Genomic DNA, 14,525 nt, shown 5'->3' with positions numbered 1-14,525 from the left:
AGAGTAAAATGAAGAAGCTGTTCGGGGTATTAGGGAATCCAATTGAGCATTCAATGTCTCCGCTTATTCATAATGACGCATTTGATAAATATTTAGTAGATGGAGTATATTTGCCGTTTTGTGTTGAGGATATTGAGCTACAACAGGCAGTCGAGGGAATGAAAGCTTTGGGGGCCGGCGGATTTAATGTAACGGTACCTTTTAAAAGTCGCATTATTCCTTATATCGATGTCTTAGACGAATTTGCAAATGAAGTTGGTGCTGTTAACACTGTTGTCATAAAGGATGGACTGTTATATGGGTACAATACGGATGGTCCTGGGTTTATTAAAGGACTGCTGACTATAACCGATCGTATAGATGGTCAAAATGTCTTGATTATTGGTGCAGGCGGTGCGGCAAGAGGAATTTATTTTGCACTGGCTAAAACAGGTGTAGCAAAAATCGATCTCGCCAATCGGACTCATATTTCAGCAGAACAGTTGCTGGCAGATTATCATGGGAATATAAATTCGAGAGCAATCAGCCTGAAAGAAGCAGAGAGCTCTCTCGGCCAATATGATATTATTATTCAGACAACCTCGGTTGGGTTAGCAGACGTACATGCATCACCACTTTCTCTGACAGAACTAAATCAAAATGCAGTTGTGTGTGATATTATTTATAACCCTCTTGAAACCAAAATTTTAAAAGAGGCAAAAGACCGTGGTAATAAGGTTCAAAACGGTGTGGATATGTTTGTAAACCAGGGAGCACTGGCTTTCGAGTTATGGACAGGTGTTATGCCGGATACAGAAAGAATGAAACAATTAGTTTTACAACAATTAGGAGGATCATAAATGTTAAAAGGTAAACAAAAAAGATTTTTGCGTTCGAAGGCACATTCCCTTCAACCGATATTCCAGGTTGGAAAAGGCGGAGTGAATGAAAATATGATTAAACAAATTGGTGAGGCTCTTGAAGTTCGTGAGCTTATCAAGGTCAGCATCTTGCAAAACTGCGAAGAGGACCGTGATACGGTGGCTGAACAGCTTTCAAAAGGTGCACGTGCGGAATTGGTTCAAGTCATTGGTAATACGATTGTTTTATATAAAGAATCAAGAGAAAACAAACAAATTATTCTTCCATCATAATTAAATTCCTATTTAGGGAAGGGGGCACACTATATGAAAAAAATTGGTATTTTAGGCGGAACATTCGATCCCCCTCATATCGGTCATTTAATTATTGCAAATGAGGTTAGGGAGCAATTAGATTTGGATGAGGTACGTTTTATGCCTAATAATGTGCCCCCGCATAAAACCAAAACTTCAACGTCTAATCAAGAGCGCTTGGATATGCTTACATTAGCAATCGGTAGTAATCCATGTTTTATGATTGATACAATAGAATGGGAAAGAAATGGGCCATCATATACGATAGATACCATTAAACTCCTGAAAGAACGGGATACAAACTCAGAAATTTATTTCATTATCGGTGCTGATATGATTGAATATTTACCGAAGTGGAAACAAATAGATGAATTGAGTAAATTAGTCCGCTTTACAGGTGTTAAACGCCCTGGTTACAGTACTGAGACATCCTATCCTGTCACATTGGTGGATATTCCGGAAATCGCTGTTTCCTCTTCGTGGATTCGTGAAAAAATAAGCAATGGAAAGACAATCAAATATTTGGTTCCTGATGCGGTAAAGATATATATTGAGGAGAATCAGTTATATGGATCAACAAAAAGCATTGGAAATCGTTAGGCAGCAATTACCTGATAAACGATATATTCATACATTGGGTGTATTGGAAAGTGCTCAGGAATTGGCAGAACGGTACGGTGCAGATATAGAAAAAGCTAAATTGGCAGCAATCTTTCATGATTATGCCAAATATCGTCCTCTGGATGAGATGGAACAAATCATTAAGAATGAGCAATTACCCCAGGATTTATTGGAATATAATACTGAATTATGGCATGCACCGGTTGGAGCGGTTTTAGTTAAGAAAGAAGCAAATCTTCATGATGAAGAAATCCTTTCAGCAATCAAAAACCATACTTCGGGCTGTGTCGGAATGAGTATGCTTGATAAGATCATTTATTTGGCTGATTATATAGAGCCTGGGAGAAGTTTCCCTGGAGTAGATGAAGTGAGAGCGTTGTCCTTACTAAGCCTGGATAAAGCTGTGCTTCAGGCAATGGGAAATACAATCACATTTTTGATTAAAAAAAATCAAACAATCTATCCGGATACCTTCCATGCCTATAACGATCTTGCAAAGCAGATAGGGAGGAACAATTAAATGAATGGTAAAGAATTATTAGAGGTAGCTGCAAAAGCAGCTGATGACAAAAGAGCAGAAGAGATACTCGTTTTGGATATGAAGGGAATTTCGTTGATTTCTGATTACTTCATTATTTGCCACGGTAACTCAGACAAACAAGTACAAGCAATTGCACGCGAAATGAAGGAAAAAGTCGAAGAAAACGGAGCGACAGTCCGCCGAATGGAAGGCTTTGATGAAGCGCGTTGGGTTCTAGTTGATATGGGCGATGTTGTAGCGCATATTTTCCATAAAGATGATCGTTCATACTATAAATTGGAAAGATTATGGGGAGATGCCCCAGAAGTATCATTGCAGGAACTTAATATATGAATGTAAGTTATCAAAACTTTGCTTATGTTTATGATTACTTAATGAAAGATGCTCCCTATCAGGAATGGGTTGAGTTTTTAAAAAAAATTGCCCGAAAATATCAATTAGATGAAAAATCAATTCTTGATATTGGATGTGGGACTGGTGAGCTTGCTATTCGTTTGAAAGAAGCAGGCTTCCAGCCAACCGGCGTTGATTTATCAGAAGAAATGCTGGCTGTGGCAATTCAAAAAGCAAGCGAGAATCAGCATGACATCCCGTTTTATCACCAGGATATGCGAGCTTTAGAAGGATTGAATCTATATGATATAGTTGTCATCTTTTGTGACTCATTAAATTATCTTGGTGATGAGAATGATGTAAAGGATACTTTTAAAGGTGTTTTGAACCATATGAAAGAGGATGGTTTATTTATCTTTGATGTTCATTCTGTGAAAAAAATGTCCACTTTTTTTAGTGATCAAACCTATGCAGATAATGGAGATGATATTTCCTATATCTGGAATGCGTGGAAAGGGACAGATATTCCTCACAGTGTCGTACATGAGTTGACTTTCTATGTTTATGATCATGAGCTTGATGCGTATAACCGGTTTGATGAAGATCATTTTCAACGTACATACCCGATCGATATGTATAAAACTTGGCTTGATGAGATTGGATTTGAGCTTGTGGAACTGATGGGTGACTTCGGAGGAAATTCCCTTGATGAGGCCGATCGAATCTTCTTTGTTTGTAAAAGGAAATAATGTAAAAAAACCAGGAAACGTGATGTTCCTGGTTTTTTAGTTATATTGACACAATGTTTTCATAAATACCTTTGTTTTCGTAAAGGACTTTTATAATATGATTAGAATTAATGATATGAAACCCCAAACTGATTTTCAATTCCCTTTAAATCCTCTTCAAATTTCCGATGCGTAGCCTGAAAAACATGACTAAAAACCTCACCTAATTCACTTTCCAGCACTTTGATACCTTCACCTGTAATACCGCCTTTCACACACACCTTTTCTTGCAAAGCAGGCAATGAAAAATGCTGCTGACGTAATAATTCACCGAGCCCAATCAGCATTGATTCGGTTAGCTGGGTGGCTTCTTCAGTGCTTATTCCCGTATGATCAACCGCAGCTTCGATAAAGTTTCTTGCAATAAAACTAAAAAAAGCCGGACCGCAGCTAACAATATCTGAGGATACTCTGGTATATTTGTTGTCGATTTCGAGCGGCTTTGAAATTGCTGCTGCCATCTGCTGAAGTTGGTTCCGCCAATATGGACTGCAGGATTCACCAAATGTCAGCAGTGTTGCGCCTGCCAAGGCGCGATTGGTAATAGATGGAATAAATCTAGCGCATGAGCAGGGGACGACAGCTTCCAATTGTTTGATGGAGATTGGACTTGTGATGGAAACAATGCAATTATCCGAACTTAGATGAGGTTCAAGAATTTCAATTAATGGATACATTTCATGCGGCTTTACACATAAAAAGATTAAATCCGCTTGTTTTGCAAGTTCAATACTTGTGTGTGCTGTATGGATTCCTGGTAATTCAACAGCCAGGGATTGGGCTTTGTGTTTAGTCCTGTTCATGATGATTACATCCTTTGCTGCAACGGCCGAAGACCCAATTAAACTTTGAATTAAGATGGTTCCCATATTACCTGTGCCAATTATGCCGGTAATCATTATAAATCCTCCTTATCGGATAAATATCACGATATCCACTATTCCTTATAACAAATTTATGCAAGTAAATATCAAATATGAAGAGGAGCGTAAATTAAATGAATGAGAAAATCGTACAGTTTATCAGGCGAAATGGAATCCTACTAGCAGGTGCAGGCGTAGCCTGTACTGCACTCTTCTTTTGGAATATGCAATCTGAAGATGGGCAAATCGAACAAAGTGAAATAAATTGGACGGAGGAGAGTGCAATAGAAAAAAAGAATGAAGATACGGAAAAACTGGTGGCAGAACCTGAGGTGAGTGCTACTTATAAGGTTGATGTGAAGGGTGCCGTTCAAAAACCTGGTGTATATGAATTTTTGAAGGGGGATCGAGTAACGGATGTCATTCAAAAAGCAGGTGGATTGAAAAATGGGGCTGATAGTAAGCAAGTGAATATGGCGCAATTAGTAGAGGATGAAATGGTCATCTATATCCCAATCAAGGGTGAGACAGCAGAGGCTTCTAATCATACAGCTGGGGAAAGTTCAGGGAATACAGTCTCAGCGGCCAAGGGGGATGGTACAATTAATTTGAATAAAGCAACATCTGAAGAACTGCAGGAACTTCCGGGAATCGGTCCGAGTAAAGCGACAGCGATTTTACAAAAACGGGAAGAACTTGGATCATTCAAAACGATTGAAGATTTGAAGGAAGTTACAGGCATAGGTGATAAAACATTTGAAAAGCTCAGGGAATTAATAACTGTTAAGTAAGAAAAGAATAGTTGTAGGAAGGATACAATTCTTGTTAAAGTGAAGGAAAGTTCATTGAAAGAGGAGAGAGAAATGGAACGTATTTCATGGGATCAGTATTTTATGGCGCAAAGCCACTTACTTGCATTAAGAAGCACATGTACAAGGTTAATGGTTGGAGCGACAGTCGTAAGGGATAATCGCATTATTGCCGGCGGGTATAACGGATCAATTGCTGGAGGTGTGCATTGTGTGGACGAAGGATGCTATGTTATTGATAACCATTGCGTTCGAACCATCCATGCTGAAATGAATGCCTTGTTGCAATGTGCTAAATTTGGTGTACCAACTGAGGGGGCTGAGATTTATGTTACTCATTTCCCTTGCTTGCAATGCTGTAAAGCCTTAATTCAAGCAGGAATTAAAACAATCTATTATGCCGAATCCTATAAGAATCATCCATATGCTGAAGAATTATTTGAACAGGCAGGTGTGCGTGTTAAACAGGTGATTGTTGATGAAAAGTGGGTTGATTTCCATGATGAAAAGAAAATGAATTTTGTCATGGAGCTTATTAATGAGCTAAAAGAAAGAGGAGCTTCTGAATCTGATCTTGCACGCTATCTGAAAGATGCAGCAAGTTTATTTCCGCAATTTGACTGATATGAGCAACCGATTTTTATTTTATAGTGCTGTAATTGCTATTTCAGGGATTACAGCACCCATTTACTTAAGTAAAACTTTTCTTCTGCTAATAGTCCTCGTATTTTGTTACATTCTAAACAAATTTCCAATTAAGCAATCGATTCTCCTGTATATTATCTTTTCAATATTTTGTGTCCATAGCTTTTTTTGGGATCGTTCAAATACCAGCCAGTTGACCGGGGCTGAAACTCAGCTTTTAATCCATTTTACATCCTATCCCCAGATTAAAGGGGACCGGGTTAGTGGTCTTGCTGAACTCTCAGATAACGAGAAAATATGGATTACTTACCGGATTAACAATGAAGAGGAGGCAAATGTCTTAAAAAATACGATTCTAACGGGAAAGTCCTTTCGCGTAAACGGAAATCTGACAAAACCAACTCGTGCAACGGTCGAGAATGGATTTGATTTTCGAACCTATCTAAGGTTTAATAGAGCGCATTGGATTTTGGAAATCGAAAATAAAGAAGATATATCCAAAGATAGCCGCAATTTGTTTGTAAAACTGGCACAAATGAGAGAGCGGGAAATTAAGCGGATTGATCATTTATACTTAGGAACCGCTGGCAGCTTTACTAAAGCACTCATATTTGGTGAACAAAGTGGTATATCAGAGGATATGTATAACCAATTTAAGAAACTGGGGATTGTCCATATCTTGGCTTTGTCAGGGATGCAAGTTGCATTAGTGGCTGCTATTTTATTTTATGGATTCTTAAGAATCGGCTTTACTCGGAGGCAAACCTTTTTGCTGCTAGCTTGTTTACTTCCTTTTTATGCGGTCATCACCGGATTGTCTGCTTCGATTGTCAGAGCATGCATGATGGCTTCCATATTTATGTTTGGTCAGTTTATCGGACTGCGGTTGACAGCTTTTAAAACAATAACGATTTGTCTAATGGGATATCTACTTATTAATCCGTATCAAATTTTCCATATCGGTTTTCAGTTATCCTTTTTGCTGACTTATGGGTTAATACTTTCAACAAAAATCCTTCAAAAATCGCCGCATTCACCTGTTTTCAGTCTTTTTATTATGACGGCAATATGCCAAATCATCTCCACGCCAATCATCATCTATCATTTTTATGAAATTTCCCTCATTAGTTTTATTTCTAACTTACTTTATGTACCGTTGTTTACTTATTTATTATTTCCTTTAACCATTGGTGTTTATTTGCTGATAATCCTTGAAATTCTTGTTGAGCCGGGATTGCTGATGCTCAATTTTATTTATTCTTTATTGGAGAAATCTACAGAGCTTATGTCTGCCTTGCCCTCCTCCACTCTTATATTTGGTAAGCCATCCAAACTGGTAATGGTATGTATTGTGGTTTGTTTTATCTCTATTCTTAATGGAATAGAAATCCGCTCGAAACACCTGTTTAATACGTGTCTAATCACGATTTTAATGCTCTTTTATCAATATAACAGTCAGTTTTTTTCAGGAAATGGAGAGATAACCTTTATAGATGTAGGGCAGGGGGATTCAACGTTCATTCAATTACCTGGTGATAATGGAACATATCTTATTGATACAGGTGGAGCCACTCTGTTTGGAAAGGAGGAGTGGGCAGTACATAATAGCCAGTTCGATCCTGGAAAAGATACTATATTACCATTTTTAAAAAGTAAAGGAATTAAAGTCATTGATAAACTAATCCTTACGCATGCTGATCAGGACCATGTCGGAGGAGCAAGAGCCATTGTTGAGGAATTGAAGATTGGTGAGATATTGATACCATTTGAACAGCGTAAGGAGTTTAGAGAGACGGAAGTAATAAAGGAAGCGATTGATCAGAAAATCCCCGTTAAAGAGGTTCAAGCAGGAATGGGGTGGACTGCGGGAGATGCTAAATTTACCATTTTATCGCCAGTAGAGAAAGTGGAGGAAAAGAATGAGTCTTCAATTGTTATAAAAGCAAGTATTAATCAGGTAGATTGGTTATTTGTTGGAGATTTAGGTGAACTCGGAGAAGACAAGCTTTTGCAAAATAAAATGAACCTAAGGGCTGATATTTTAAAAGTGGGACACCATGGCAGCAGAAACTCTTCCCAAATAGATTTTATAAGAGAGGTAGATCCTAAAATAGCTGTCATTTCATCGGGAAGAGATAATCGTTTTGGCCACCCGCATGAGGAAGTCATTCATTTGCTTGATAAAGAAAATATTATTATTTACAGAACAGATTTACAGGGCAGTATTCAATATACGTATACGAACAAAAAAGATGGAACGATTTCTATTCAAAGTCCATAGTATGTGTAAGAAATGAAAAACGGCCATGAGGCCGCTTGAAAAAATGAACTATGCACCGATTAATTGGATGACCATGGCAATAATAAACATGGTAGCGAAAAAACCAAATGATACAACAAATCCCATGATGGAATCTGATACGTCATTTGTTTTTGATTGTACATTCTTTTCAAACTCGTTCATTAATCCACCCCCCGACCTCTTTTATCATAGAACATTTAGTAAAAAAAATCCACAATCTCCAAATTTATATAATTATTATCCTGCTATTTTCCAAATAAACATTTCAGTACATGAAAGAGTCATTTAAATGGTAACTGATCTATAGCGCTTTTTCGCTTTTTTGTTAGGTATCCCGGGTCCGGCAAGAAGGCGTTGATATAGATTCTGGGAACCGGTTATTTTTTCCGGTTCCTCTTGAAAGACTTGTCAAAATTGATGGTGGGGATTAGGATGAAAGAAGGAATTTATAAACAGAGGCGATTATATTGGTAATGGATTTATGGAATACAATTAAAAGTAAACGGTTTAGTCCTGTCTACCTTTTATTTGGCGAAGAAGAGTATTTTATAAAAAAAACAAAGGCTTTAATCTGCGAGCATGCTTTATCAGAGGATGAAGCAGAGTTTAATTTGGCTACTATTGATCTGGAGGAAACACCTGTAGAGTTGGCAATCGAGGAATTGGAAACCTTACCGTTTATCGGGGAGCGCAGGGTTGTTATATTACATAATCCCATATTTTTGACAGCCGAAAGAAAGAAGGAAAAGGTTGAGCATGATCTAAAAAGATTGGAAAGCTATCTGGCTAATCCTTCACCGACATCAATTGCCATCTTTATAGCTCCATATCCAAAGCTGGACGAGCGTAAGAAAATAACGAAGGAATTAAAGAGAAATTCTGCAGTCTTGGAAGCGAAACCGCTATACGAAAAGGAATTATCTAAATGGATCACTGCCAACGCTAAATCCTTAGGAGTGAAAATTACACCTGAGGCGGTAGAAACTTTATTATCTCTGACGGGGAATCACTTAATGATGGCTGCAAGTGAGTTAGAAAAGCTCGCTTTGTATGCGACGGTCGAACAGGAAATTGACAAGGCAATGGTAAATAAACTTGTTCCCAAGACCTTTGACCAAAATGTATTTGATTTGGTCGATTATATTATGAATGGCCAAAAAAAAGAAGCTATCCAGTTATATAAAGAGCTTCTGATTTTAAAGGAAGAGCCAATTCGTATATTAGCAGCCATTGCACGGCAATACAGGATTATACTTCAGGTTAAAAAACTATCAGGACAGGGCTACAATGCCCAGCAAATAGCATCTAAATTAAAAATGAGCCCTTATCCGGTAAAACTTGCACTGAAGCGTGTGAATGATTTTACAGAAATGAAATTGATGCGTGCTCTCTCTGAATTGGCAGAGCTGGACTATAAAATGAAGAGCGGTGCCGGAGACAAAGAAATCCTTTTAGAGCTATTTATATTAAAATCATAACAGTACCTGGTAAAACGAAAGGTATCATGGCGAGTGCATGATACCTTTTTTGTAATCCTATCTTTTAATGGTTGTGAAGTTGTTTTCTATTAGGAGCCAGTTCTGCGGAAACGATAATCCTAATTTCCAATAACTCATCCCCCGAAGATTTAATTCCTTTAGTAGATTAAATTTTGCCTGTATGGAGCGAGCATCCTCAAACCATACCTCGTGTTCTCTTCCTTCGGCATCCCTGTATCTAAAATAGGGTGCCTGAGCATTATTGTCATAAAGAATTGGTACGTTATTACGTCGTGCCAGATCAATGGCCTGCTGAGGGGAGAGCGCTCTGGCTGTAGTACCCTGTACGAAGGGGAGTGTCCAATCATAGCCATACAGATTTTGCCCCATCATAATTTTACGTGATGGAATCTCTGAAATCGCATAGGTAAGCACCTGGCGAACAGGTCCTATAGGAGATACAGCCTGAGCTGGCCCACCGCTGTATCCCCATTCGTACGTCATTATGAGCGCCCAATCTACAACTGCACCCTGTGCTTTGTAATCATGTGCTTCATACCACTTACCTGTTTGAGTAGCGCTGGTTTTAGGAGCGAGTGCGATTGATACCTGCCAGCCCTGCGGTGAAAATCTTTCCTTTGCCCTTCTTAAGAAGTTTGTATATGCTTCCCGATCTTCACCTCTAAGACTTTCAAAATCAAAATGAATATCTCTAAATCCTTGAGCTTTGGCAGTATCTTCAATGTTGGTAAGTAATTTATTTTGGATATCTGTATTGTTTAAAATAACTTCCCCGAGTTCACTACTGAATGCGTCATTTTCTAAATTAGTGATAACCATTGCAAGCACATTATTATTTTCTCGAGCAATCGTCGGAAAATCACCCAAAAGAGGTGGTTTCAATGTTCCATCTCTTTGTACCTGATAGCTGAACGGTGATAAGTATGTAAGGTGAGGTGCTGCAATTCTTGCTTCTCGTTCCAGATTGGGAGAAACAGTATTTCCTCTTGGTTCCACATAGGCATTAAATTCAGCTTCACGTCTAGGGATTGGAGGGATATACAGCCTTAATCCTACAGTTAATGGTGTGTTTAATGAAATATTATTTACTTCTGCAATTTCTTGAGCAGTTCTTCCAAACCTCCGGGCAATTGTATATAGGCTATCTCCTGGTTGCACAAAGTAATAGCTCCCTGTAATCGGAATAACAAGTGCCTGACCTATAACCAAATCATTTGGATTTTCTAATTGATTTGAAGAGATAATTTGTTCAGGAGTAGTATTAAAGGTCTGCGCAATGGAATAGATACTCTCTCCTTGTCTGACAACATGTATTTGCATTTCTTTTCTCCTTTCAGTGGCTAATTATATTAAATGTATGTAGAGGAAGGAATAAGAATAACCAAAATGGATATTGGTCTATGCAAGAGGATAAAATAGAAAGTTCTTTATTTGTTCATATTTAGAACATGGAAGTTTGCTATTCGAATTAATTTGGTATAAAAAATAGACTATAATTTAAATGTGAAGTTTGTTGCATCATAGAGGAGTGAAATTGTGTTAAATAAGAAGTATAAGGGATTGCATCCCATTACCATACTACGGATTACGGGAATACTGGATGGTATCTCACTGCTTTTATTATTGGGCATAGCCATGCCGCTTAAATACTGGGCAGATTTACCCTTTGCCGTTACTCTTGCGGGTTCAATCCACGGTGGGATATTTATTGGATATATAGCTTCCATTATTTATACTCAAATTCGAATACAGTGGAAAATAGGCTGGTCTCTGTTAGCCTTCCTTGTTGCTTTCATCCCATTCGGTAATTTTTGTTTTGATGTGTGGCTGAAAAAGCATCAATCATTGTACGATGTAAAACCCTTACCGAAGCTGTGGATTGTATATGCCATTATCATGTTTACGTTTATCGATTTATTTACACAGCTACCAGTTATGAGTACATATGCTACTTCGCTTGGCGCAAGTGTAATGATTGCAGGGGTTGTTGTGGGAATGTATTCATTGACGAATACTTTTGGGAATATATTGTCTGGGATTTTTACGGATAAATATGGATCTTTTATTGTACTTTGTACAGGCTTGCTTATGACGAGCATTTCTTTACTGCTTTATAATTTTGTAAATGATGTACCTGAACTGATCATCGTACGTTTCCTCCATGGCTTCCTTGGTGGATTAATTGTACCTGCTGCTTTTACGTACTTAGCTAACCAAATGGATAGTAAGAAGCAAGGCAGCCAAAGTGCTGTGACAGGTTCATTTATTGGAATCGCAGCTATTTGCGGTCCTGCATATGGCGGTATTATGGCTAGCAGGACATCTGTGCCATTTGTTTTTACGACCATTGCTGCGTGTGGAATTATTCTTTTGCTTGCAACATTGTTGTTTTTGAGAACTCATTCTGAATCGAAACAGCATAAGACGGAGAAGAGGGGAAAACTTATCTTTAATAAAGGGATACTCCAAGCCTACACCGGAGCATTCTTTTTAATGTTTTCACAAGGGGCACTTGCGTATTTGCTGCCCTTGCACATTGATGTATTAGGTTATAGTTCAAGATTAAGCGGTACTTTAATGAGTATATTTGGATTGGTTGCTGTTGCTATATTTATTCTGCCGACGAATAAATATTTTGATCGAATTCCGCCATTGGTTAGCTTTTCGATTGGATTAGCATGTATGGGGATCAGCCAAGTTTTACTGGGGCAATCAAGTGAGCTAATGATTCTTTATTCTATAATGGTTTTATACGGGATTGGGTTTGCTTTCTTATTTCCTGCCGTAAATTCATTATTGGTTCAATCGACTACTAAAAGGATGCGCGGGAAGGCATATGGATATTTTTATGCGTTATTTTCATTAGGGGTTGTTGCCGGATCATCAGGTCTCGGATTAATACCAGCTTCTATATCCACGCAATTTAGCTTAATTGGAATCTTATTACTAGTTTGTGCAACAGTAATATATATGCAGGCAAAGCAACCGGAAACAGATACTGTAGAAGACAGTGTTGAAGGCTAAATAGAGTTTTTATCGGAAGGAGCTATCAGGCTCCTTTTTTTTAGGCCTGAAAAAGTGAGGGTGTTATACAGGGTTCGTCTTTATAAAAGTTAAAATGGAAGCTGCAATGCTGCTCCTGCAGCTTTCTGTTGTGTACTAATTTCGTTCAAGCTCCCAAAATTCAACTGGTAATCATCTCTAAAGTGATTTCCCATCAATGAAATAATCCATATTCTCATAATAAATCACACAAAAAAAAACGACCCTCTAGAGGGTACGTTTCATTAAGCGTTCAACTTGTTTACTTTTTTCATAAGACGAGATTTTTTACGAGCAGCAGCATTTTTGCTGATTAAGCCTTTAGTTGCAGCTTTATCTAGTCCTTTAACAGCAGCAACGATAGATTCGTTAGCAGCAGTAGCATCGTTAAGAGCAATTGCAGATTCTACTTTTTTAACGTTTGTACGTACAGCAGATTTTTGAGCAATATTGTTAGCTCTAGCAGTTTCGTTAGTTTTAACGCGTTTAATAGCTGATTTGATATTAGCCATTCTTTTCACCTCCAGAAGAACCGAGATTATGTCAACTCGATATTCTAATCAAATAACATTCACAACATATGATATTCTATCAAAATGTATGTCTTTATGCAATACTCAGATGCATCAAATCAAAAAAAACCATAGTGATAAGTAGTTTTTTCTGTTTAAACAAAGCTCTTTACATATTAAAAGAATGAGAAGAAAGAAATACGGGGAAAATAGCTCCTAAAGATCATTTCATGGAGGTAATCATTTGAATAAAGATTTAGATATGAGTCAGTATCAAATAAGGACTGATTTGGCTATTGAGGCTAGGGAACTGGCTATTCCGCTATCTGACGCACCGGACACATCGAATATCGAAGGTGTAATTTTTAAAGAGCGAGAGATGGATGGGATTAAATTATCGCATGTTGAAATAACGAAAGAAGGCGAAAAACAGGTAGGAAAAAAGCCTGGCTTTTACATAACACTGGAAGTTCAAGGAATTCGTGAGCAGGATTCTGAGCTGCAAAAAAAAGTCGAGGTTGTGTTTGCTAAACAACTGGCCTATCTAATAGACAGAGTTGGATTAAAAAAAGATGCACATTGTCTTGTTGTAGGATTGGGAAATTGGCATGTAACACCGGATGCTCTTGGTCCTACGGTAACGGATAATTTAATCGTAACTAGGCATCTGTTTAAATTTCAGCCTGAATCTGTTTCTGAAGGATTTCGTCCGGTCAGTGCCATCTCACCAGGGGTTATGGGTGTGACGGGAATTGAAACCAGCGATATTATTAAAGGAATCGTAGACAATATTCATCCTGATTTCATCATTGCTATTGATGCACTGGCAGCTCGTTCTATTGAACGTGTAAATACTACCATTCAAATTACAGATACCGGAATTCATCCTGGATCTGGTGTGGGCAATAAACGGAAAGAACTTAGTAAGGAAACATTAGGAGTGCCAGTTATCTCGATTGGTGTACCAACAGTGGTGGATGCTGTATCGATTACCTCTGATACAATTGATTATATATTGAAGCATTTTGGACGTGAATTAAAAGAGGGAGACCGTCCTCGCCGAGCTCTTGCTCCGGCCGGGATGACATTTGGAAAGAAACGTAAATTAACAGAAGAAGACTTACCGGAAGAAGAACACAAAAAGACATTTCTTGGTATTGTAGGCACACTATCCGATGAGGAAAAGAGAATGCTGATTCGTGAAGTGCTCGCTCCTTTGGGACATAATTTGATGGTTACGCCTAAGGAAGTGGATGTATTCATAGAGGAAATGGCAAACTTGATAGCCAATGGTATGAATGCAGCTCTGCATGAGGCCATAAATCAAGATAATACAGGCTATTACACACATTAATCTCCGAGTATGGTTCTAGTTACTCTATCAAAGCATACATTTTACTAGAATGCTTCTGAAAG

16 protein-coding genes are annotated in these 14,525 nt (G+C 38.1%); 12 read left to right on the top strand and 4 right to left on the bottom strand.

Going from position 1 to position 14,525, the window contains the following annotated elements:
• Window positions 1-8: 8 nt before the first annotated feature.
• From aroE to FHY45_RS16795, 6 genes are read left to right on the top strand one after another with little or no spacing between them, the layout of a single operon-like run.
• Complete coding sequence (aroE, locus tag FHY45_RS16820; RefSeq protein ID WP_139892601.1) at window positions 9-839, top strand: shikimate dehydrogenase; 831 nt, start codon at window positions 9-11, stop codon at window positions 837-839.
• Window positions 840-1,133, top strand: coding sequence for a ribosome assembly RNA-binding protein YhbY (yhbY, locus tag FHY45_RS16815; protein ID WP_066105322.1), 294 nt, complete (start codon window positions 840-842; stop codon window positions 1,131-1,133).
• A 33-nt stretch (window positions 1,134-1,166) separates the two neighbouring features.
• Window positions 1,167-1,754, top strand: coding sequence for a nicotinate-nucleotide adenylyltransferase (locus FHY45_RS16810; RefSeq protein WP_066105318.1), 588 nt, complete (start codon window positions 1,167-1,169; stop codon window positions 1,752-1,754).
• Window positions 1,723-2,295 (top strand): bis(5'-nucleosyl)-tetraphosphatase (symmetrical) YqeK, encoded by a 573-nt coding sequence (gene yqeK / locus FHY45_RS16805; RefSeq protein ID WP_066105314.1) that lies wholly within the window; start codon window positions 1,723-1,725, stop codon window positions 2,293-2,295. The genes FHY45_RS16810 and yqeK overlap by 32 nt, the downstream gene beginning before the upstream one ends.
• Window positions 2,296-2,649: a ribosome silencing factor gene (rsfS, locus tag FHY45_RS16800; protein WP_066105311.1), complete on the top strand. Its 354-nt coding sequence runs from the start codon at window positions 2,296-2,298 to the stop codon at window positions 2,647-2,649.
• Window positions 2,646-3,398, top strand: coding sequence for a class I SAM-dependent DNA methyltransferase (locus tag FHY45_RS16795; protein WP_139892600.1), 753 nt, complete (start codon window positions 2,646-2,648; stop codon window positions 3,396-3,398). Before rsfS ends, FHY45_RS16795 begins: the two co-directional genes overlap by 4 nt.
• 107 nt (window positions 3,399-3,505) lie before the next feature.
• Here the strand turns inward: FHY45_RS16795 and comER are convergent, their stop codons facing one another.
• On the bottom strand, window positions 3,506-4,336 hold the full coding sequence (gene comER, locus FHY45_RS16790; RefSeq protein ID WP_066105304.1) for a late competence protein ComER: 831 nt from the start codon (window positions 4,334-4,336) through the stop codon (window positions 3,506-3,508).
• Window positions 4,337-4,434: 98 nt separating this feature from the next.
• Here comER and FHY45_RS16785 point away from each other — a divergent pair, with 98 nt between their 5' ends.
• The 3 genes from FHY45_RS16785 (at window position 4,435) to FHY45_RS16775 (ending at window position 8,035) form a co-directional block, all read left to right on the top strand.
• Entirely contained in the window at window positions 4,435-5,091 is a 657-nt protein-coding gene (locus FHY45_RS16785) for a helix-hairpin-helix domain-containing protein (RefSeq protein WP_139892599.1), read from the top strand.
• A 72-nt stretch (window positions 5,092-5,163) separates the two neighbouring features.
• Window positions 5,164-5,733, top strand: a complete 570-nt coding sequence (locus tag FHY45_RS16780) for a ComE operon protein 2 (protein WP_066105301.1) — start codon at window positions 5,164-5,166, stop codon at window positions 5,731-5,733.
• On the top strand, window positions 5,702-8,035 hold the full coding sequence (locus tag FHY45_RS16775; RefSeq protein ID WP_139892598.1) for a DNA internalization-related competence protein ComEC/Rec2: 2,334 nt from the start codon (window positions 5,702-5,704) through the stop codon (window positions 8,033-8,035). The genes FHY45_RS16780 and FHY45_RS16775 overlap by 32 nt, the downstream gene beginning before the upstream one ends.
• 48 nt (window positions 8,036-8,083) lie before the next feature.
• Here the strand turns inward: FHY45_RS16775 and FHY45_RS16770 are convergent, their stop codons facing one another.
• Entirely contained in the window at window positions 8,084-8,218 is a 135-nt protein-coding gene (locus FHY45_RS16770) for a YqzM family protein (protein WP_066105296.1), read from the bottom strand.
• Window positions 8,219-8,529: 311 nt separating this feature from the next.
• On the opposite strand from FHY45_RS16770, the gene holA reads away from it, so the two are divergent.
• The gene (gene holA, locus FHY45_RS16765) at window positions 8,530-9,534 is read left to right on the top strand and encodes a DNA polymerase III subunit delta (RefSeq protein ID WP_077248089.1); all 1,005 of its coding nucleotides are present in this window, start codon (window positions 8,530-8,532) and stop codon (window positions 9,532-9,534) included.
• 57 nt (window positions 9,535-9,591) lie between these two features.
• Here the strand turns inward: holA and FHY45_RS16760 are convergent, their stop codons facing one another.
• On the bottom strand, window positions 9,592-10,875 hold the full coding sequence (locus FHY45_RS16760) for a glycoside hydrolase family 18 protein (RefSeq protein ID WP_139892597.1): 1,284 nt from the start codon (window positions 10,873-10,875) through the stop codon (window positions 9,592-9,594).
• 216 nt (window positions 10,876-11,091) lie between these two features.
• On the opposite strand from FHY45_RS16760, the gene FHY45_RS16755 reads away from it, so the two are divergent.
• On the top strand, window positions 11,092-12,579 hold the full coding sequence (locus FHY45_RS16755; protein WP_139892596.1) for an MFS transporter: 1,488 nt from the start codon (window positions 11,092-11,094) through the stop codon (window positions 12,577-12,579).
• A 263-nt stretch (window positions 12,580-12,842) separates the two neighbouring features.
• On the opposite strand, the gene rpsT is transcribed toward FHY45_RS16755, so the two are convergent.
• Complete coding sequence (gene rpsT / locus FHY45_RS16750; RefSeq protein WP_066105290.1) at window positions 12,843-13,109, bottom strand: 30S ribosomal protein S20; 267 nt, start codon at window positions 13,107-13,109, stop codon at window positions 12,843-12,845.
• 262 nt (window positions 13,110-13,371) lie between these two features.
• Here rpsT and gpr point away from each other — a divergent pair, with 262 nt between their 5' ends.
• Window positions 13,372-14,463, top strand: coding sequence for a GPR endopeptidase (gpr, locus tag FHY45_RS16745; RefSeq protein WP_175354282.1), 1,092 nt, complete (start codon window positions 13,372-13,374; stop codon window positions 14,461-14,463).
• The last annotated feature ends 62 nt before the right edge of the window (window positions 14,464-14,525 follow it).

It is taken from the genome of Bacillus sp. D386, assembly GCF_006346415.1.
The sequence above is the reverse complement of the archived record's forward strand: the minus strand, read 5'-3'. Positions and strand labels throughout refer to the sequence as shown.